Here is a 19,425-nt window from a genome sequence, read left to right as displayed (position 1 = left end):
GCGGTGCGCCGTCCGGCGTATCGCCTCGGAGCCGCGGCGGCCCGCCCGGCGAGTCGCCCCGCTGCCGCCGCAGACCACCCCGGCGTGTCGGAGATCGTTCGCCAGGAGGATGCGAGCCTCCGGGCATCGAAGCTTGGTTTCGACCCGGGGTCTCCCCTAGGGTGGAACGCGATGCGCTCGACCGACCCGACTCTCAGCACTTCCGTGTCCGGTATCGCCGACCCCGCGGAGGGCGTCGGTCAGACGCAGTCCGCCCCCTCGATCGAGTCGCCCCGCCGGGCCGCTCGTCGCCGGGCCGAGGTCGGAGCGCCCCCCGCCGAGTCCACCCTTGCCGCTCGAGTCTCTGTGCCCCGCATCGACAGTGCCGTGAGCCCCCGCCGGGCCGCGCGCGCCGCCCGCGAGGCCGCCGCTGCGGCCGCTCTCTCGGCCGGCACGGTCGGCGACCCGCTCGACTCCGTCGCCCCGAACTCGCCGGCGGCTCCCACCGCAGCGCTGCCCGTCGTGCGCACCATGAGTGCGTCGGCTGCTCGCGCCGAGGCCGCGGCTACTGCCGCCGTGCCCACCACGGCCCTGCCCGTCCTCCCGGCCGCGGCGGTCAGCGCTCCCGCCGAGCCCGCCGCCGAAGCTCCCGTCGTCGTCGCGCCGGCCGCTCCAGCCCCGACGATCGCGCCTCTCGCCACGCCGAGCAGCCCCGCGACCGCCCTGGCACCCGCCTTCAGCGCCGGCACCCTCGCCGTCGGGATCCCGGCGCCCGCCTCGTCCACCGGCCGCCGCGTCACGTTCGTGCCGTCGCTCGCCGAGTCGCCCGTCGCCCCCTCGCGCAGTCAGGGCGCGGTCGTGCGGCGTCGCGCGCCCAAGGCTTCGGCCGGGGCGCCCACCGCACCCCGCCCCACTCGCCGTCGCACGGTCGGCTCGATGGTGCGCCGCGGTGCGATCGGGGCCGTGATCTGCGGCATCCTGGCCACCAGCATCCTGCCGGCCCTCGGCCACTCGTCGAGCGCGGCCTACGCCTCGACGAACCCCGACGGCTCGACCACGGTGCACATCGGCGACCAGACGTACGACGTCGCCAAGGGCGTCGACAACCAGGTGCTCGCCCGCGACGGCTACAGCGCGACCTCAGTCGTCGACTACGAGAAGCAGGTCATCGCCAACCGCCTGGCCGACACGAACACCACCTACACCGGGCCCACCGCCGCCCAATACCTGCTGCACCCGCTCTATTCGCACGACCCGCTCGACCGCTCGCAGGTCTTCGACGTCGCACTGCAATATCTCGGCACCCCTTACGTGCACGGCGGAGCCGACCCGTCGGCGTTCGACTGCTCGGGCCTCATCATGTTCGTGTACGCGCAGTTCGGCATCTCGCTGCCGCACTACGTGCCGTCGCAGGATGCCATGGGCACCACGATCCCGCAGTCGGAGGCGGTGCCCGGCGACCTCGTCGTCTTCAACACCGACGACCACGACGGCTTCTACGCCGGCAACGGCATGATCATGGACGCCCCGAAGCCCGGCGGCCACGTCAGCGTCCGTCCGATCTGGGACGCCCCGCACCACTTCGTTCGCATCAACCCGTAGGGGTTCTTCGTGGGCGAGCCGCGCGCGGCTTCGATCAGCCCTCTGGCACCCCGCCGCGTTCGGTCGCGCCGCGGGCTGCCGTGCCCGGCGCGGACCCACCGCGCGCCGCAGAGCACTAGTCCGCGGGCTGGAGCGCACGCCGCAAGCCGGGGTTCAGCGCCGCCGCAGCCACCAGCCGGGCCGATCGCGACCACCCGCCCGAAGTTGACAGCATCGGCCTTTTGATCTGAACATTGGCCCATGGAACCCACTGTTGCGTCCTTCTCGTCCTCCGTCGATTCACTTGGGATCGCCACGTACTCGTGGCCGACGACGGTGGAACCACCGCGAGGGGTCATCCAGATCGCCCATGGAATCGCCGAATACGCCCTGCGCTACGGGCGGCTCGCCGAAGCGCTCACGAGTGCCGGCTGGGTCGTCTATGCGAACGATCACCGCGGCCACGGTGAGTCCACCAGCCCGGCTGTCGCTCTCGGATCCTTCGGTGAAGCGGGCTGGCCCGCCCTCGTGCAGGATGTCGTGACGTTCAGCGAGCAGATTCGCGGGAGTCACCCCGACCTCCCACTCGTCCTTCTCGGGCACTCGATGGGCTCCTTCGCCTCGCAGGAGGTCATCCTCGACCACTCCGACCTCTACGCGGCCGTCGTGCTCTCGGGAACCACCGCGCTGGATCTCCTCGCGCAGGGTCTCGCCGAATCCGCGGGCGACGGACCGGTCGAGCTCACGGCCTTCAATGCGGCGTTCGAGAACCGGACCGGCTACGAGTGGCTCACGCGCGACGAGGCCGAGGTCGACCTCTATGTCGCGGATCCGCGCAGTGGTTTCGACCTCGCCGACGACACGATCCCGCAGCTGTTCGCCTCCGCGGCGCGGCTCGGCGACCCGAACGCGCTCAAAGGGATCGACTCGACCACGCCCATCCTCGTCGTCTCGGGGCAGGACGATCCGCTTTCCGGCAACGGCCAGCTCGTTGAAACCCTTGCTGACCGCTATCGAGACGCGGGGGTCACCGACGTGACGCTGAAGGTCTACCCCGGCGCTCGCCACGAGATCTTCAACGAGATCAACCGCGACGAGATCACGCAGTTCGTCATCGACTGGCTCGCCGAGCGGGTGTGACGAAGGTGAACGACGACGAGGCGAGCAAAGACTTCCGGGCGGCCGAGTCTGCCCTCTACCGGCACTACGGGCTGACGACCTCCGAGTCGTTCGTGAGTGTGGGGCCCCAGCGGTTTTCCGTCCGCGTGGTCGAGATCGGTAGCGACTCCACTCGGCCGCCGATCCTTCTACTGCACGGCATCTCGTCCGTCACCGCCTTGGCCGTCCCGCTTCTCCCGCTCCTCGGCGACAGGCGGATCCTCGCGGTCGATTGGCCGGGGCACGGTCTGTCTGATCCCTTCGTCGTGAAGGCGGGAACCGACCTGCGAACTCACGTGGTCTCGGTGATCGACGCCGTTCTCGAGCACTTCCAGGCCGACACCATCGACCTCGTGGGCCACTCGCTCGGTGGCCAATTCTCGCTCTACTACGTCGAGGCGCGGCCCGAGCGCGTGCGTCGGCTCGTCCTGCTCGGAGCCCCCGGCGCAGGATTCGAGGGCGTGCAGCCGGTGCCGGCCATGCGGATCATGTCCGTGCCGGGGGTCGGGCGAGGTCTCCTGTCGATTCCGTCGTCGCTGCCGTCGTACGCCAAGCAGTCGGACGGCATGCTGGGCGCGAAAGCCCTCGACGGATTCCCGCACGAGATCGCGGTCGTCGGATGGTCGGCGTCGAAGCGCCCCGGCTTCGCGCGGAGTCTCGCGAGTTTCTTCCGCGCGCTGATCACTCCGTTCTCGATGCGTGAGGGAGTCGCCGTGCCGCGCGAGACCCTCGAGCGCTTCACGACGCCGACGCTCATGGTGTGGGGAGATGCGGACGTCTTCCTGACGCCGGCGCGAGGCCGGCACAACATCGATGCGATCCCAGGATCCACGCTGCTGCTGGTCGAGGGAGGCCATGCTCCGTGGCTCAATGAGCTGGAAGCAGCGGGCGACGCCGTCCGTAGCTTCCTCGACTGAGGGGCCGGCGCCGAAAGCAAAGGCGGAGGCGCACATGGAGGCGCCCCGCCGGCTGGATGTCGATGAACGACACCCGGACGGCGGGGCGCCTCGGAGGTCAGACCGGATCCGAGTCGGCGGCGTGGGCGCCGTGAGCCTGGGTGGGCTCGGCGGCGTGCGCACCGTGCCATGCGTGAGTGGGTTCCGCAGGATGCACGGGGTCGGCCGCGTGCGCGCCGTGCGTCAGAGCGGGGTCGGGCTCGCCGACCGACACGTCGGGGCTGGCGGGCGCCTGTGCCGGGCCCGAACCGTCGCCGGCCGACGCGCCGGCGCCTGCGGCACCAGCACCCGGGGCGCCGGCACCTGCGGCGCCAGCGCCCTCGGCGGGCTTCCCGCCGCCGCTGCCGGCCCACTGGTTGACCCGCTTCGGCAGCGCGAACACCAGCGCGAACGCGACCACGGCGAAGATCGCACTGACGAGCATCGCGTGCGCCGAGGCGTTCGTGAAGCCGGTGGCGAGGTTGGCGGCGGCCTCGTGCTTGACCGCTGCGATCGCGGCGGGTGTGTGCGACGTCGGCGCAGCCGGGGCCTTCACCACGAGCGATCCGAAGAGGACCGACCCGATCACGGCGATGCCCACCGCCGAACCCACTCGCTGAATGGCGGCGATCACGGCAGACCCGGATCCTGCGTCTCGACGGTCGACGGTCGCCACGATGAACTGCGCGTTCGGGGCGATGAAAAGGCCGTTGCCGACACCGCCGACGAAGAGCGCGGGCAGCAGCATCCAGTTGGTGAGGTCGGTGCCCTTGATCGTCGAGAACATGATCCACAGCGCGATCAGCGAGATCGCCACGAGGGCAGTGCCGAGGATCAGTACGGTGCGACCGAGGCGGGCCGAGAGCCGGTTGCTCTGTGACGAGCCGAGGATCGACCCGACGGCGAACGGGATCGTGACGGCGCCGGAGGCGAGGGCGGAGTGCGCGAGGCCGGTCTGCCAGAGCAGCGAGATCGTGAAGAAGATCGACGTGAAGGCGGCGAAGTAGACGAGCGCGAGGATGACGCCACCGGTGAACTGCGGGTGCGTGAACAGCGTCGGAGGCACGAGCGGGCTGCCGCCGCGGCGGGCCGTGTGCACCTCCCACAGGGCGAAGACCGCGAGCACGACGACGCCGCCGGCGATGGTCAGGTATGTCCAGAGGGGCCAGCCGTCCTGCTGGCCCTGGATCAGAGGCACCAGGATCGCGACGAGCGCGGCGGAGACCAGGAACACGCCGAACCAGTCGAGGCCGGCGGGCGGGCGAGGAGCCGACTTGTCGCGCTTGGGCAGCCAGATGGCGGCCAGGATCAGCGTCGCGACGCCGATCGGCAGGTTGACGTAGAAGACGGTGCGCCAGCCGTTCGTGTCGCCGAACGCCTGGATCAGCAGGCCACCGATGATCGGGCCGAGCGCGGTCGAGACGCCGATCACGGTGCCCATGATGGCGAAGGCGCGGCCGCGCACCTGCGGCGGGAAGAGCAGCTGGATGAACGCGGTGACGGCCGGCACGAAGATACCGCCGGCGAGGCCCTGCACGACGCGGAAGATGACGAGCTGGGTGTCGGAGGTCGCGATTCCACAGGCGAACGACATGACTGTGAAGAGCGCGATGCCGATGAAGAACACCCACTTGTGGCCCATCCGGTCGCCGATGCGGCCGGCGGGGATCAGCGAGAGCCCGAAGGCGAGCGCGTAGCCCGAGATGATCCACGATAGCGTGGCCTCGTCGGCGTTCAGCGAGGTCTTGATCGTGGGGAGGGCGACGTTGACGATGGTGGTGTCGAGCAGGGCGATGAACATGCCCATGAGCAGAACGACGAGGGCGCGCCAGGCGCCCTTCGGGATGGCCGGGGCTCCCGGCCGGGTGCCGGCAGCGCCGGCGGGGCCGGCGGTGGCAGTGGTGGTTGACATAGCGGTGAAGCCTTTCGTTCCGCGCGGGCGCGGGCGGGGTGGGACGGAAGGGGAGGGGAGGGTCAGGGGGTCGCGCGGTCGGGTTCGACGCGGGCGCGTTCATCGGCGATGATCGCCGGGAGCTGCTCCTGGACGTGCTGAAGCCAGCCGATCTCCGACCGCAGTCGGTGCTCACCGTGACTGATCACGACGTCCTCTCCGACGCTGAGCCACGGGTGGGCTCGCTCGTTGTTGGCAACGGTCTTCGCGAGCAGCGTTTCGTACGTGTCGATGCGCTCTTGGATCGTACGCGGCAGGTCGTCGAGGCGTTCGGGGTCGAGCCTGGCCAGCGCCAGATCGAACGGATCGGGTTTGTAGGTGATCTCGAGCAGGGTCGTCTGGTGCAGTGTCTGCAGCAGCGCGCGACCTGCGTCGGTGATGGCGTAGACCTGGCGCTCGGGAAAGTTGCCCTCGCGCTCGGTCCGCACCTCGGCCAGCAGCCCGTCGGCCGCCAGCCGCTTGATGGCGCCGTAGAGCGCGCCGACGCTGACGTCGGTCCACAGGGCGATCCGCTCCTGCTCCGCCTGCTGGCGCAGCTGGTGCCCGTGCATCTCTCCGTACCGCTCGAAGGCGTCGAGAATGAACAGACGGATGGATGACATACGACTACTCTCGCGTCAGTAGTCAGGTTTTGTCAAGCTGCTGGCAGTGGTCGGATACGACGACGCAGGATGCAATGCCCCGCCAGGAGGTCAGCCCGCGTTTCGCCCCGCCCACCCGGCCCGCACGACGGCGAAGAGCAGCGAGGCGATCAGCAGCAGCACGGTCACTATCAGCACCACCCACGATCCGGGCCGGAGCAGGCACACGAAGCCGCCGGCCACGGCGATGACACCGCCGACGGTCATGGGTAGCAGAGCGGCCAGATGGCCCGCCTCCCACGCCTCCTCCGACTGCATCACTGCGGGGATCCGGATCCCTGCGATGGGGTTGACCTTGAGCAGCCCCACGGCTGCCGCGACGGTGGTCGCCACGATGACGACGGCGACGACGAACAGGGCGATTGCGATGACGATCACGGTCGTCAAGCCTACGGGCCCGCCGGGCCGGCCGTCGCGGGGTACCGTCCACCGCATGCCCGACGCCCCCACCCGCTGGCTTTTCTCCGGCCAGCTCGGCCCGCTCTTCAGCGACGACCACGAAGCCGACGAACACGACAGCGGCGACCACGGCGACGAACACGACAGCGGCGACCGCCCGATCCTCCTGATCGAAGCGCGCTCGCTGATCGCCGGCCGCCCGATCCACCGGGCGAAGGCGCACCTGCAGCTCAGCGCGATCCGGCACCGGGCACGTGAGCTGGGCGATCGGGTGGACTACCACCGCGTCGCCGACTACGGAGAAGCCCTGGAGGCGACCGGGGGCATGAGGGGCCGCAGCGACCTCGAGGTGATCGACCCGACGTCGTACGCGGCGCGGCGGTTCGTGCGCGAGGCGGGGTGTCGCATCCTGCCGTCTCGGGGGTTCGTCACGAGCGAGGAGGACTTCCGGGCGTGGGCCGACGCGCGCGGCGGCAGCCGTCTGCTGCTCGAAGACTTCTACCGGGCGACGCGCGAGCGCACCGGGCTGTTGATGGAGGGCGACCAACCCGTCGGCGGCCACTGGAACTACGACCACGACAACCGCGCGGCGCCGCCGAAGGGCGCGGTGACGCTGGGACTCCCCGACCCGTGGTGGCCGACCGAAGACGACATCGACGACGAGGTGCGGCACGATCTCGACGCCTGGCAGCGCGACGGGCTCGTCACGCTCGTCGGGGCCGACTCGCCTCGCCGATTCGCCGTGACGACCGACGAAGCCCAGCACGCACTCGACGATTTCGTCGAGTCGCGGCTCGGCGACTTCGGCCCGTTCGAAGACGCGACCCTGACGGGCGACTGGACGATGGCGCACTCGCTGCTGAGCGCCCCGCTCAACCTGGGTCTGCTCGACCCGCGCGAGGTCGTCCAGCGGGTCGCAGCCGAGCATGCCGCGGGCAACGCGCCCCTGAACAGCGTCGAGGGCTTCGTGCGGCAGGTCGCCGGCTGGCGCGACTACGTCTGGCACCTCTACTGGTATCTCGGCGAGGGCTACGCCGTCTCGCACAACGCGCTGCACGCGACGGAGTCGCTGCCCGCCGCGTTCTGGCAGTTGCGCCCCGACGAGATCGAAGAGAACTGCCTGCACCACGTCGTCGACGCCGTGCGCGAGCACGGCTGGGCGCACCACATCCAGCGCCTGATGGTGCTCGGCAACTGGGCGCTCCAGCGTGGCTACGATCCGGTCGAGCTCAACAGCTGGTTCATCGACATGTTCGTCGACGGCACACCGTGGGTCATGCCGGCCAACGTCGTCGGCATGTCGCAGCACGCCGACGGCGGCATCGTGGCGACCAAGCCGTACGCATCGGGCGGTGCCTACATCGACCGCATGACCGATTACTGCGGCTCCTGCAGATTCTCGCCGAAGAAGCGCCTCGGCCCCGACGCCTGCCCCTTCACCGCCGGATACTGGGCCTTCCTCGACCGCACCGAGCCCCTCCTCGCGGCGAACCACCGCATGGCGCAGCCCCTCGCGGGCCTCCGCCGTCTCGCCGACCGTGAGCAGGTCGTCGCCCAAGAGCGCGAGCGCGACCCCTTGTGATCCCCACCGCCCCCGCTGCCGCGCCCCCTCCGCCGCACCGCCCCGTCACCTTCCACCGCCAGCGCGACACCTCGGCGTGACGTCCTGGTGGCGCACCGCCCACGAGCCGTGGGCGCTGCAGCACGCCGACGTCGTCGAGCTCGACGAGAGCCTGCTCGCCGCGGCCGGCCTCGGTGTGCTCTCGTCGCGCCCGCCCGATTCTGTGCTCTTCACCGCGGGCGCCGACGTCCGCTACTCCCGCGGCTAGTGCCCTCGAATCGGACTGCGCGCCGCGACCTGACGCGGTGTTCTGTCCGAAGCCCGGCCCGGCGCAGCCCGGCCCAGCCCGGAGGCTACGCGCGGCGGTTGTGCACCAGCGCCTCGGCGTAGGAGGCGAACCACGCGCCGGCCTTGGGCCCACCGTTGCAGGTGCCGTCGCTGGCCCCGGGCGACTTGATCCAGAGCAGGGCGTCGAGCCCGGTGGTGCCGGCCGAGACGTGCGGATCCTGCCCCAGGCCCGTGCCCTCGGGGTTGCACCAGGTGCCCTTCCAGCCCTGGCCGTTGCGCGACACGTCGATCACGTAGTGCGAGTCGCCCGTCAGCTTCGACACCTTCTCGGCGTACGAGCGCTCGTCGTCGACGGGGTAGAAGCTGGCGACGTTGGTGAAGAAGCCACGGGCGTACTGGATGCCGGCCTTCTTCAGCCGCTCTGACATCACCGTGGGCTGCACCCAGTGCGAGTTGCCGGCGTCGAGGTAGGCGGGAATCTTGGCTGCGGCCAGCTCTTCGACCGATTGGCGGATGAGGGGCAGCCGGGTGTCGGCCTGAGAGGGGCAGTTGCTCAGCATGGCGAGCGAATCGGGCTCGACGATCACCACGGCGCGGTGGCCCTTCAGCGCGCTGGTAACCGCTTTCATCCAGACGGGGTACTCCGCGGCGCTGAAGCCCCCGGCCGAGAAGTCGCCGCAGTCGCGGTTCGGGATGGCGTAGGTGACGAACACCGGTGTGGTGCCCTGTTTCTTCGCCGCCTCGAGGTTCTTCGTGATGAACGGACCGACCTGCTTGGTGCTGTAGTTGTCGCCGAGCCAGATGGCGACCGGGGTCTTGGCGATCTCGTTCGCTGCCGCGGCCGCCGTGGTCTTGCCCTCCGCCTCGAGCGCCATCGCGGCATTGTGGGCGACGCTGTCTCTCTGGCGGTAGAGCCCGCCGGCGAAGATCGTCTTGGTCGACTCGGTGCGGATCGTCACGGGTGCCTTCTGGGTCGCGGTGCAGCCGGCGGCGAGGGCCGTCACGGCGACGGCCAGGGCGACGAGGCCGAGCACGCGGCGGCGGAGCGATGGTCTCGCACGGGGTGTCGTCTGAGTCACGCTGGCTCCGATCGGCAGAAGGAGGGGTGGTCACGTCCCGCTTCGCACGCTCCTCTTAGTGCACCACGCCCGAGCGGCCGGGAGCAACGTCCCCCAGGCGCTGTGCAGGATCGAAGGCGCGGCGAGTATGCCGGAGGCATGGCTTCCGACATCCTGCTCATCCTCGCCTCCGACCACCGCGACTCGCTCGAGACCGACCTGTACGAGTTGACGGCGCCGCCGACCCCGGCCGAGGCGGCGCGCATCAGCGAAGACAAGCTGACCGTCTATCAGGCGCTGGTCGACGTGGCACCCGAGCTGCCTGAGGGCGTCCAAGCCGGCATCCTGGTCGACGAGCAGTACGGTGCGGCGGTCGCCGAGCTGGCCGGCCGGTCGGATGGCCTGATCAACCTCTCGATGCCGCTCGAGGCCAGCGGCAAGGACTGGTTCGAGTTCGCCTACGCCGACTGGCAGAAGCACGGCACCTTCTTCGACAACGACCACGCCAAGGTGCTGATCCGCGACAACCCCGAGTTCGACGTCGACGATCGCTCGAAGCAGGCCGACCACCTGCGCGACCTCTCGACCTGGTGCCGCGAGAACGGCCGCCCGCTGATCATCGAACTGCTCGTGCCGGCCACCGACGCCGACCTCGCCACGGTGGGCGGCGACAAGCACCGCTACGACGACGAGCTTCGCCCGGGGCTGACCCTCGACGCGATCCGCTACCTGCAGGATCACGGTGCCGACCCGGCCATCTGGAAGGTCGAGGGCATGGACAAGCAGGAGGATGCGCAGGCGGTGGCCGATCTCGCGAAGCGCGACGGTCGCGAGGCGACCTGCATCGTGCTCGGCCGTCACTCCAGCCGTGAGGATCTCGACAAGTGGCTCGACGCCGCAGCCCCCGTCGCCGGGTTCACGGGTTTCGCGATCGGCCGCAGCATCTGGTGGGACGCCCTCGTCGACCTCAAGGCCGACAAGATCGACCGGGCCGAGGCACAGCGCCGGATCGGCGCCACCTACCTCGACTACGCGAAGACGTTCATCGCCGCCCGCCCCTAGGCCGTGTCTCTCAATTCACCGCGGCCTGCGGCCGACTGAGAGACACGACCTGGCGACGAGGCATGGTCACGGGGGGCCGGCCAGCCACAGCGTCACGACGCAGGTGACCTGGAGGGCCATCCCCGAGAACAGGGCGAGGCGCCGGATCATGGGGCGGTGCGTGAAACTGTCGACCGCGACGAGAGGCGCGAGCGGCATGATCAGGCGCGGGATGCTCTCCTGCGGCAGGAACACCGCGAACAGATAGAGCGCGTACGCGATGACGAAGGCGCGGGTCTCGATGCCGAGCCTTCGCAGCGACGGCTTGCGCATTCCCCAGACGAACAGCACGACGATGGCGAGCACCACCAGGATCCCCGCGTAGCCGAGATACCGCACCGCCATCAAGAACCACGGCTCGAGCGGGATGAACTTGGGCGTGTAGCCCAGCACGTCGTGCCACCACACCATCTCGGTCTGGAGGTAGGCGCCCGGGTGGCCGGTGGCCGCCGCGGCGATCAGCGGCCAGGCGAAGCCGGCGGCGGCGACGACGAGGCCGGCGACGACCGCCTGGACCCGCTCGGCCTTGGGGAAGTCGTCGCGGTCCTTCCAGTAGCGCTGCACGACGACGATCCCGAGTGCGAGCGCCAGGGCCAGCGCGCCCGGCTTCGTGAACGACGCGGCGACGCCGCAGACCGTCAGCAGGACGTAGCGGCGCTCCATGATCGCCAGCAGCCCTGCGAAGAGCAGGAAGAGGACCATGCTCTCGGCATAGCCGACCTCCAGCAGGAAGGCCATCGCGCCGAAGCAGAAGAACGTGGTGCCCCACAGGGCGCTGAGCTCGCCGACCCGCAGTCGGAGGAAGCGGTAGAGCATGAGGGCGGCGAGGGCCCCGAAGACCGTGGCCACGCCGACGGCGACGAACCCCGTCTCCCATCCGGTCAGCTGAGCGAGGATCCGGACGGTCCACGGGAAGGCGGGCAGGAAGGCCCACGCGTTCTTCTCGACGACGCCCGACGACGTCATCGCGAGGGTGGTCGGGTAGCCGTGCTCGGCGACCTGCGTGTAGAAGCGGGCGTCCCACACGTTGAGGAACCCGACGAAGCCCTTGGTCGAGCCCTCGTCGATGTAGCCGTTGGCCCACCGGCCCGGGTTCATCGCGGCGATGCGGTACATGCCGAACAGCAGGATCGTCGAGAACACCCGCGACAGGCCGTAGATGACGAGCACCGAACCCCACCACGGCAGCCGCTGTGCAGCCGTCAGGAGGCGGGACGTCGATCGCGCGGGGTCGACGACGGCAGTCGTCACGACCCCCGGGCTGCTGTCCAACACGCCTAGAAGTATTCATCATTTCCTGGGCGTTCCGCTGGGGCGTGCATTCTGCGACGATTGCACGGCACCGTTCCGTGCGCTCAGCTCGCCCCGGCAAGGAGGTTCTGATGGTCGGATTCACCGGTTTCGCCAGCCGTCGCCGCGCCGATCCTGCGCTGCCGCCGGGGCAGTACCTCGAGAAGGGCTTCCCCGTGCTCTCGGCCGGCCCCGACCCGAACATCAAGGTCTGGGAGTTGCAGCTGGCGACCGAGCACGGCCAGCGATCCTGGTCGTGGGGTGACTTCATGGCGCTGCCGCAGAGCGACATCGAGACCGACATCCACTGCGTCACGAGTTGGTCGAAGCTCGGCACGCACTGGCGGGGCGTCTCGGTCGACACGCTCTTCGAAGGGCTGGTCACCGAGCATCGGTACGCCATGGCCCGCAGCTACGGCGGCTACACCACCAACCTGCCGCTCGACGACCTGCTCGGCGGCAAGGCCTGGGTCGTGCACACCTTCGAGGGGGCGCCGCTGGCGAGCGAGCACGGTGGCCCGGCCCGTCTGTTCGTGCCGCACCTCTACTTCTGGAAGAGCGCCAAGTGGCTGCAGGGCATCCAGACGATGGCCACCGACCGGCCCGGCTTCTGGGAGAACTACGGCTATCACAACCACGGCGACCCGTGGAAGGAGGAGCGCTACGCGTGACGAGCGAGTGGCGCTCGGGCGTGTGCGTCGCCGTGCGGCGCGAGACGGCGACGGCGCGCAGCGTGCGGCTGCGGGTCGACGGGCTCGGCGCACCGGCTTCCGGTCTCGGTGCGCCGGCCGCCGCGGGTGAGGCAGTCGTCGCGGGTCAGCACGTCGACGTGCGTCTGACCGCGGACGACGGCTACCAGGCGGTGCGCTCGTACTCGCTGTCGGCCACCCCGCAGGCGGGCCCCTTCGGTCGACCTCTCGGCGCGGGCGAGATCGAGATCACGGTCGAGGAGATGCCCGAGGGCGAGGTCTCGCCCTATCTGGTCGAGGGCATCGAGCCGGGCGACCCCGTCGAGATCCGGGGCCCAGTCGGCGGCTGGTTCGTGTGGCGCGACGGCGACGGCGGGTCGGTGCAGCTCATCGGCGGCGGCTCTGGGGTCGCGCCTCTCGTCGCCATGCTGCGGGCGCGCGTCGCCGGCGGCAGCACCGCCGACTTCAGGCTGCTCTACTCGGTGCGCTCGCCTGAGGCGCTCTACTTCGGCGCCGAGCTGACCGCGCTCGCCGAGCTGCCCGGCATCGCGGTCGACACGGTCTACACGCGCACGACCCCACCGGGCTGGTCCCGTTCGCCAGGCCGCATCGCCGCCGCCGACCTCGAGAGCCTGGTGCAGGATCCGGGGCTGTCGCCCACCGTCTTCGTCTGCGGCCCCAATGCCTTCGTCGCCTCGGTCACCGGGCTGCTGCTCGCGCGGGGTCACGCCCCGGCTGCGATCCGCACCGAGCGCTTCGGCGGCCCCTAGCCGCCCTTCCCGCGGCTGCACCCCGTCTTTCGGCCGACGTCCCAGCGCCGCGGCGCTGGGACCACGGCCGAAACCCTGGGTCTCGCGCTAGCGACGGCGACGGAAGAGGCGGCGCAGCCGCGCCTCGAAGGCGTCGGTCATGCCATTCGAGACGTCGGCGATGCCGGCGACGCCCTGGGCCGTGGTGAGCGTGGCGAGGTTCTGCTGCACGTAGTGCGCGCGGGCCGCCTGCGCGGTCGCGAACGTGAGGTCGAGTTCGACGGCGGCGGCCCGGAGGAGGCGCAGCGCCTCGTCGGGCGTCGGGTCGGGGGCGGCCGCGAGCAGTTCGAGGCTCGGCGATCGCACGCCCCGCTCGAGCCAGCCGGCCGCCTGCGTGCCGAGGTCGTCGGCCGAGCCGAGCCCCAGCATCCTGCGCGCTTCGGCGAGGCGGATCTCGTCGAGTGCGGTCATGCGTCGAGCCTAGGCGCGCGACGGCACCCGGAGCGCGAAGGCTTCGGGTGCCCAGGGCGCAGCAGCCGTCTCGGCGACGAGCGCTGCTGCGCTGCTGCGCTGCTGCGCTGCTGCGCTACGGCGTCACAGCGTCACGGCGTCAGCTCGGCGATCCGCGAGTAGTTGCCGTTCTGCGTCTGCGACGCCGACACGACCACGCGCACCCCCGTCGCCGTCACCGGGGCGTCGAACGGGATCCAGCGGGCGAGCGCCGTGTTGCCGGTCACCGTCGCCTGGGTCGACCACGTGCTGCCGTCGGTCGTGGTCTGCACCACGAAGTCGGTCGGCACTCCGTCGACGATCGAGGCGAAGCCGACGCCCTCGAGCGTCGTGGGGGCCGCCGGCGTCACAGTGAGCGTGTCGGGGAAGTCGCCGGGGGTGGCGTCGTTCCAGAACGTGGCGAGGTCGCCGTCGACCGCGTTGCCGGCGTCGTAGGTGCGCGGCTGGCCTTCGTACTCGTTGGCGCCCGCCGTGCTCGACGCCGTCGCGGTGACACCGGGTGCCCACGCGCCGAAGGTGAGGAGCGACGCCTTCGTCTTCACCGATGCGGCGCCCGACCCGGTGCTCGACGAGACCGTGATCGGGATGCTCAGCGAGCCGCCGGATCCTGTCTTCGGGGCCGTCACCGCGACCTTCACGACCGTCTGGGCCGCGCCGCCACGAGTGTCGATGCTGAAGGGCACGGCAGGAGCCGACCACCCGGCGGGGACCTTCGCGGTCACCGACCCCGTGACGACCTTGGCGCCGGTCGCCCCGACGGTCACCGGGATCGTCACCGTCGAGCCCGGCAGCACCGGGTCGGTGACGGTCGAGGTGAGCCGCGCCGTGAGTGCGGTCGGCACGGCCGACAGAGCCTGCGACGAGAGGTTCGCGTGAGCGGGCACCCCGGTGAGCACGACGTAGCCGCCCTCGACGTGGGCGCCGTACGCGAAGCCGGTGGTGCCGTTCCAGACCCGCTTGCCGTTCACCGTGACCACGGTGGAGGCGCCGTAGGTCGGGACCTTCACCTGGCCGACCGCCGCCACGGGGGCGTCGAGCTGCTCGGTGAAGGTCTTCGCGGCCTGGTCGTGCTTCCATGCCACCTCGATGTCGCCGAGCGGCGTCTTGAGCGACCCGGAGGCGTTCTTGAGGTCGCCGGTCTGGGGCACGATGTCGTACGCGCCCGTGAGCGTGGTCGGGTGGATGCCGAGCACGTCGAAAGTCAGCGCCGAGGTCGGCCCTGTCGCCCAGCCGTGCGAGTTGCTCATGTAGGCGCCGCCGTAGCCGAACTGGCCGTTGGCGAGGTATCCCTCCCAGAAAGTCGAGCCCGTGCCGAGAGGCGAGTCGAGCATGTAGCCCCACTCGGTGCGGATCAGGTCGAGCGCCTGCGTGGTGTCGCCGGCGGCCAGGTGCGCCTGCACCTCCATCGAGCCCGGGAAGGTCGAGATCTGGCCGCCGTTCTCGGGTGTGGTGGCGCCGTACTGGTTCCAGTTCTGTGTCAGAGCCGCACTGACCTGCGAGGCGCGGGCCGCCGAGGCGAGCCCGTACCAGACGGCCAGCGAGTTGCCGTCCTGCGGGTGCAGGTCGCTCGTGGGGTTGTCGCGGTACTGCCCGGCCGACGCGTCCCAGAGCTGCGTGTTGACCGCGCTCTTGATCGAGGCGGCCGAGGCGCGCCACGACTTGGCGAGAGCCGGATCCTTCTCGACCGTGGCCATCTGCGCGCCGGTCATCAGCGTCTCGTACAGCAGTGCGTTCGCCTCGACGTTGTCGCCGCCCTGACCTGCCCGGGCCCAGTCGTTCGTGCCGGTGACGTTCATCAGGCCGGTCGAGTCGACCTTCGCGAGCGAGAACGCGACGGCCTTCTTGTACTTCGACCATTCGCTCTGCAACCACACCCCGTCGTGGCTGTACTGGTAGTAGTTGGCCGTGCCCAGCAGCGTCCACAGGTGATATGTGTCCGAACCGAACGCGTTCACCTCGGGGCCGGCGAACGGCAGCTCGCCCGAGGCCTGCTGGTTGTTGAAGAGCGTCGTCAGGGCATTGCGTGTCGGGGTCAGGTCGCCGAGCGAGGCGTACTCCGTCGGCACCGAGACGCCGAGGTCGCCGGGCCAGACCGTGCGGTCGCGCTTGGCGCCGTCGACGAGCACGCTGGTGCCGACGCCGACCGTGCCGCTGTTGTCCCAGCCGCTCGCGGGTGGCCCCCACACGCGGCCGGTGGTCGGGGCGATGACGTTCGTCTGCACCGTGTAGGCGCCGGCGTACCAGATGCGGTTGAGCAGCTTGTCGTTCGATGTGAAGTAGTTGTCGTAGCTCCGCAGGTCGGTCGCCGTCGGGTCGAAGCTGATCGAGACGCTGACGTTCTGCAGGCCGATCGGGCCGCCGGTCTTCGAGAAGAGCGTCAGGTAGCGGAACCCGCCGCGCAGCGACGCCTGCGGCACGGTCCACGACCCGCCAGGCGCGACGGCCGCGGTCAGCGACCCGTCCGAGCCCGATCCGCCGTTGCTCGAGTCGCTGTTCTCGCCGATGTACTGGTTCGACTCGCTGAACGCGACCCCGAGCTGCTGATCCGCAGCGCTTCCCTTCGCGAAGTGGATCGTCGCGAGGCCGCCCACCTCCTTGCCGAAGTCGAGTGTGATCGATGATCCTGCGCCCTGAAGCGTCGCGGCGCCGCCGTGCAGGATCGCCGTGCCGCCGGCGACCTGGCCCGTCGTCCGGGTGATTGCAGTCGGCCGCACCGTGCGGCTGGCCGGCGAGTAGTTGTACTTCTGCGCGGCCGCGCGATCCGCTGCGAACGGGCTGGTCGCCGCGGTCGCCGCGGCCGACGGCGTGGCGGCATTCGGCGCGGCCTGAGCCGCCCCGGCGCCGCATATCGAGACTCCGAGAGCGACCGAGGCGATGACGGCCGTGCCCACGACTCGCCTCCTGCGCCGGCTCATCGTGCGGCCACCGTGATCGTGTGCGTGCCCGAGACGCGCGGGATGCTGACGTAGCCGCCTGCCGCGGTCGCACCGTGTGCAGGATGCCCGAGCCCGTAGACTACCGCCCCGTCCAGACGCACCACCGGGTGCGCGCCTGTCGCCGGGACGGAGACCGTCCCGCTGGTGCCCTTCGGCGCGGTCATGTCGAGCGAGAAGCCGTTGCCCTTGGCACCGGACTTCTTCCACGACACGGTCAGCGAGCCCTGAGGGGTCGGCAGCGTGCCCTTGGCCCACGTGACGGTGCCCGGGTGGGGTTCGACCGTCCACGAGCTGAAGCCGACTCCGGTCGGGGTCGCGCCCAGCAGGTCGTTGGTCAGTGCGGGCAGCACTCCTGTCGACCAGCCGTGCGCGGCTGAGGTGTATCCCTGTTCGTACATCGATCCTCCTTGACCGATTCCCTCCCAGAACGTCGTCCCAGGATCACTGTTCGCCATGGCCCCGTAGAGCCGCTTGATTTCGTCGATGGCCGAGTCTGCCTGGCCGGTCAAGAACCGGGCCTGGATCTCGGGATACGACGTGAACGCGTAGACACGGCTCGTCCCGTCCGAGACGAGCGTGTCGTTGTCCATGAAGGAGTTGCCGTACGGCGTCTCCGTGTTGTTGGTCAGGTAGCCGAGAGCGCGTGACGCCTGCTCGGGGCTGGCGACCCCGGCGAGCACTGCCCAGCCGTTGCCGTCCTGTGCGTGCCGCACGTCGCCGGTGGCCGAGTCGATGTAGGCGCCCGCGTCGGAATCCCAGAGGTGCGCGTTGATCGCCTTCGACACGAGGCCGGCGCGCTTCGTCCAGGCGGTCGCCTGGGCCGCATGGCCGGTCGCCGTGGCCATCGACCTTCAGCGCCTCGACGTAGAGGGCGTTGTAGTACGTCACTTCGCCAGTGCGGCCGAGGAAGGCGTAGTCGCCATAGCCCGACGTGCCGTTCAGGCCCTTCGAGAGCAGCCCGTTCGAATCGGTCACCGAGGGGTACCAGTCGTTCATCAGCTTGACGAGGTTGGGGTAGTACTTGGTGCCGTAGGCCGAGTCGCCGCTGTAGAGCTCGTAGTCCCAGCTCGCCGTGACCCAGTACATCGGGTAGTCGAACAGTGGCAGCGTGTAGTCGTTGATGGATGCCGGCGGGATCCAGCCGTCCGAGCGCTGGTGATCGGCGAGGTCGGCGAGAACGTTCGAGGCCGCAGCGTCGTCGGCGTGCGTGAGGTAGTCGGTGCGGCCCGAGACGGCGATGTCGCCGACGTACGGGTCCCGGTCGCGCTTGGCGCCGTCGGTCAGCACGACTTTGCCGTCGAGCGTCGGCGAGTCGGCGCCGCGCGGGTCGACATCGTCGCTGCGGAAGGTGTCGGTGATGAGCTCGTTCGTGTACGAGGCGTCGTACCAGTACTGGTTCAGCGTCGCGTCCGACGACTCGAAGTTGCCCTTGTAGCTCGACACGGTGCCGAGGTAGGGCGTGAAGTCGAGCGAGACGCCGCTGATCTTGACCGTGCCGAACGCCTGAGTGTCGGGGGCGTCGGACGCGAGGGCGTCCAGGCTGATCTTGAGGTAGCGGAAGCCGTGCAGGCCGTCCGAGCACACCTTCGTGCCGTCGGTGCAGCCGTGCGTGTCCTTCCAGGTCGACTTGCCGGTCGGCACGGCGATCTGGTCGGTGCCGGGGGTGATCGTGTCGCCGTTGTCCGACCGGGTGAAGTCGGAGATCTCGGTGAGGTACTGCTTCGTCTCGCTCGTCGCGACTCTGATGCCGGGGTGCCCGGCCGAGGCGCCGGCGAACTGGATCTCGGGATAGCCCGCGACGACCTTGCCGAAGTCGAGTGTGATGCTCGGCACCTGGGCGGCCGGCACGATGCCGGGGTAGACCTCGGCGATGCGCGTGTACTCGCCCTTGCCCGTCGACTGGTCTTTCGTCACCGTGATCCTGATCGAGGTGGTCGTGACGGGTGAGGCGAACGTGACCGCGTGCTGCAGGTCGGTGTTGCCCGTGACGGTGGCGACGGTCGACCAGGATCCGGCCACCAGCGCGTCGACCGTGTAGTCCTGGGGCACACCGTCGCTGTTCGACAGCAGGGTGACGCCCGGCAGGTCGACTGCCGTCGGCGACGTCAGCGTCAGCGAGTCGGGGTAGGCGCCGATCGTTGCATCGTTCCAAAAGGTCGTCGTGTCGCCGTCGACGGCGTTCGCCGCGAAGTAGGTGCGGGGCACGCCGTTGTCGGTGTTGCTGCCGGCGGTGGATGATCCGACCGCGGTGGTGCCGCTCGGCCAGGTGGGCGGGGTCGCCGGCTTCGTGCGGGTGAGCGTGGTGACGCCGTGACCGCCGAGGGCGCCCTTCGGATTCGCCACGCCGGGCGTCGAGGTCAGGACCTTGACGGGCTTGACGTCGCGCGAGGTGGGCGCCACGACGTACTTGGCCCAGGAGGGCTGCGCTGACTTGGCTGCGGACGCCGCAGAGCCGGTCGTGGGGGCGCCCGTGGCGCTGTTGGCGATGCCGAGCGAGGCGACGGCCGCCGTGGCGATCGCGATCGCAGCGAGGGATCTTGTTCTGCGGGAGGGTCTCACGGTCTGCCGTTCTCCAGTTCACGGGAAGGCGAGGCCGCAG

17 protein-coding genes are annotated in these 19,425 nt (G+C 70.2%); 8 read left to right on the top strand and 9 right to left on the bottom strand.

Annotated features, from left to right (window positions below; translation table 11 throughout):
- Positions 1-171 precede the first annotated feature (171 nt).
- The 3 genes from AX769_RS03040 (at position 172) to AX769_RS03030 (ending at position 3,635) form a co-directional block, all read left to right on the top strand.
- Positions 172-1,581, top strand: coding sequence for an NlpC/P60 family protein (locus tag AX769_RS03040; protein ID WP_066275812.1), 1,410 nt, complete (start codon positions 172-174; stop codon positions 1,579-1,581).
- A gap of 240 nt (positions 1,582-1,821) precedes the next feature.
- A complete protein-coding gene (locus tag AX769_RS03035; protein ID WP_066275811.1) occupies positions 1,822-2,700 on the top strand; it encodes an alpha/beta fold hydrolase in 879 nt (292 codons plus the stop codon).
- Positions 2,697-3,635 (top strand): alpha/beta fold hydrolase, encoded by a 939-nt coding sequence (locus AX769_RS03030; protein WP_066275808.1) that lies wholly within the window; start codon positions 2,697-2,699, stop codon positions 3,633-3,635. Before AX769_RS03035 ends, AX769_RS03030 begins: the two co-directional genes overlap by 4 nt.
- 97 nt (positions 3,636-3,732) lie before the next feature.
- On the opposite strand, the gene AX769_RS03025 is transcribed toward AX769_RS03030, so the two are convergent.
- The 3 genes from AX769_RS03025 to AX769_RS03015 form a co-directional block, all read right to left on the bottom strand.
- A complete protein-coding gene (locus AX769_RS03025; protein WP_204249306.1) occupies positions 3,733-5,565 on the bottom strand; it encodes an MFS transporter in 1,833 nt (610 codons plus the stop codon).
- A 62-nt stretch (positions 5,566-5,627) separates the two neighbouring features.
- Positions 5,628-6,206 (bottom strand): PadR family transcriptional regulator, encoded by a 579-nt coding sequence (locus AX769_RS03020; protein WP_066275805.1) that lies wholly within the window; start codon positions 6,204-6,206, stop codon positions 5,628-5,630.
- Positions 6,207-6,296: 90 nt separating this feature from the next.
- Complete coding sequence (locus AX769_RS03015; protein WP_066275802.1) at positions 6,297-6,623, bottom strand: SdpI family protein; 327 nt, start codon at positions 6,621-6,623, stop codon at positions 6,297-6,299.
- 55 nt (positions 6,624-6,678) lie between these two features.
- Between AX769_RS03015 and AX769_RS03010 the strand changes: the two genes are divergently transcribed.
- Entirely contained in the window at positions 6,679-8,226 is a 1,548-nt protein-coding gene (locus AX769_RS03010; RefSeq protein WP_066283117.1) for a cryptochrome/photolyase family protein, read from the top strand.
- A 76-nt stretch (positions 8,227-8,302) separates the two neighbouring features.
- Complete coding sequence (locus AX769_RS25000) at positions 8,303-8,473, top strand: DUF2071 domain-containing protein (RefSeq protein ID WP_239451920.1); 171 nt, start codon at positions 8,303-8,305, stop codon at positions 8,471-8,473.
- Between the two features lie 85 nt (positions 8,474-8,558).
- Here the strand turns inward: AX769_RS25000 and AX769_RS03005 are convergent, their stop codons facing one another.
- Complete coding sequence (locus AX769_RS03005) at positions 8,559-9,572, bottom strand: glycoside hydrolase family 6 protein (protein ID WP_157887415.1); 1,014 nt, start codon at positions 9,570-9,572, stop codon at positions 8,559-8,561.
- A 138-nt stretch (positions 9,573-9,710) separates the two neighbouring features.
- Between AX769_RS03005 and AX769_RS03000 the strand changes: the two genes are divergently transcribed.
- A complete protein-coding gene (locus AX769_RS03000; RefSeq protein WP_066275798.1) occupies positions 9,711-10,613 on the top strand; it encodes a 2-deoxy-5-keto-D-gluconate 6-phosphate aldolase domain-containing protein in 903 nt (300 codons plus the stop codon).
- Between the two features lie 66 nt (positions 10,614-10,679).
- Here AX769_RS03000 and AX769_RS02995 read toward each other — a convergent pair whose 3' ends face one another.
- Complete coding sequence (locus AX769_RS02995; RefSeq protein ID WP_157887414.1) at positions 10,680-11,927, bottom strand: mannosyltransferase family protein; 1,248 nt, start codon at positions 11,925-11,927, stop codon at positions 10,680-10,682.
- A 107-nt stretch (positions 11,928-12,034) separates the two neighbouring features.
- Here AX769_RS02995 and AX769_RS02990 point away from each other — a divergent pair, with 107 nt between their 5' ends.
- Together AX769_RS02990 and AX769_RS02985 are read left to right on the top strand one after the other, a co-directional pair.
- Positions 12,035-12,613: a molybdopterin-dependent oxidoreductase gene (locus tag AX769_RS02990; protein WP_066283115.1), complete on the top strand. Its 579-nt coding sequence runs from the start codon at positions 12,035-12,037 to the stop codon at positions 12,611-12,613.
- The gene (locus AX769_RS02985) at positions 12,610-13,401 is read left to right on the top strand and encodes an FAD-binding oxidoreductase (protein ID WP_157887413.1); all 792 of its coding nucleotides are present in this window, start codon (positions 12,610-12,612) and stop codon (positions 13,399-13,401) included. Before AX769_RS02990 ends, AX769_RS02985 begins: the two co-directional genes overlap by 4 nt.
- An 87-nt stretch (positions 13,402-13,488) precedes the next feature.
- Here AX769_RS02985 and AX769_RS02980 read toward each other — a convergent pair whose 3' ends face one another.
- From AX769_RS02980 to AX769_RS02970, 4 genes are all read right to left on the bottom strand, one after another.
- Positions 13,489-13,851 (bottom strand): hypothetical protein, encoded by a 363-nt coding sequence (locus AX769_RS02980; RefSeq protein WP_066275791.1) that lies wholly within the window; start codon positions 13,849-13,851, stop codon positions 13,489-13,491.
- Between the two features lie 131 nt (positions 13,852-13,982).
- Complete coding sequence (locus AX769_RS02975) at positions 13,983-16,781, bottom strand: discoidin domain-containing protein (protein WP_066275790.1); 2,799 nt, start codon at positions 16,779-16,781, stop codon at positions 13,983-13,985.
- Between the two features lie 20 nt (positions 16,782-16,801).
- A complete protein-coding gene (locus AX769_RS24600; RefSeq protein ID WP_204249305.1) occupies positions 16,802-17,224 on the bottom strand; it encodes an alpha-L-rhamnosidase C-terminal domain-containing protein in 423 nt (140 codons plus the stop codon).
- Positions 17,225-17,267: 43 nt separating this feature from the next.
- Entirely contained in the window at positions 17,268-19,385 is a 2,118-nt protein-coding gene (locus tag AX769_RS02970) for a discoidin domain-containing protein (RefSeq protein ID WP_204249304.1), read from the bottom strand.
- Positions 19,386-19,425 lie beyond the last annotated feature (40 nt).

Source organism: Frondihabitans sp. PAMC 28766 (genome assembly GCF_001577365.1).
In the GTDB taxonomy this organism is placed as follows: Bacteria; Actinomycetota; Actinomycetes; order Actinomycetales; family Microbacteriaceae; genus Frondihabitans.
The sequence above is the reverse complement of the archived record's forward strand: the minus strand, read 5'-3'. Positions and strand labels throughout refer to the sequence as shown.

Excerpts from the sequence above, each read along its gene's own strand:
- AX769_RS03040 (WP_066275812.1), top strand. The coding sequence starts at position 172 with ATGCGCTCGACCGACCCGACTCTCAGCACTTCCGTGTCCGGTATCGCC.
- AX769_RS03035 (WP_066275811.1), top strand. The coding sequence starts at position 1,822 with ATGGAACCCACTGTTGCGTCCTTCTCGTCCTCCGTCGATTCACTTGGG.
- AX769_RS03025 (WP_204249306.1), bottom strand. The coding sequence starts at position 5,565 with ATGTCAACCACCACTGCCACCGCCGGCCCCGCCGGCGCTGCCGGCACC.
- AX769_RS03020 (WP_066275805.1), bottom strand. The coding sequence starts at position 6,206 with ATGTCATCCATCCGTCTGTTCATTCTCGACGCCTTCGAGCGGTACGGA.
- AX769_RS03010 (WP_066283117.1), top strand. The coding sequence starts at position 6,679 with ATGCCCGACGCCCCCACCCGCTGGCTTTTCTCCGGCCAGCTCGGCCCG.
- AX769_RS03000 (WP_066275798.1), top strand. The coding sequence starts at position 9,711 with ATGGCTTCCGACATCCTGCTCATCCTCGCCTCCGACCACCGCGACTCG.
- AX769_RS02990 (WP_066283115.1), top strand. The coding sequence starts at position 12,035 with ATGGTCGGATTCACCGGTTTCGCCAGCCGTCGCCGCGCCGATCCTGCG.
- AX769_RS02980 (WP_066275791.1), bottom strand. The coding sequence starts at position 13,851 with ATGACCGCACTCGACGAGATCCGCCTCGCCGAAGCGCGCAGGATGCTG.
- AX769_RS24600 (WP_204249305.1), bottom strand. The coding sequence starts at position 17,224 with ATGTACGAACAGGGATACACCTCAGCCGCGCACGGCTGGTCGACAGGA.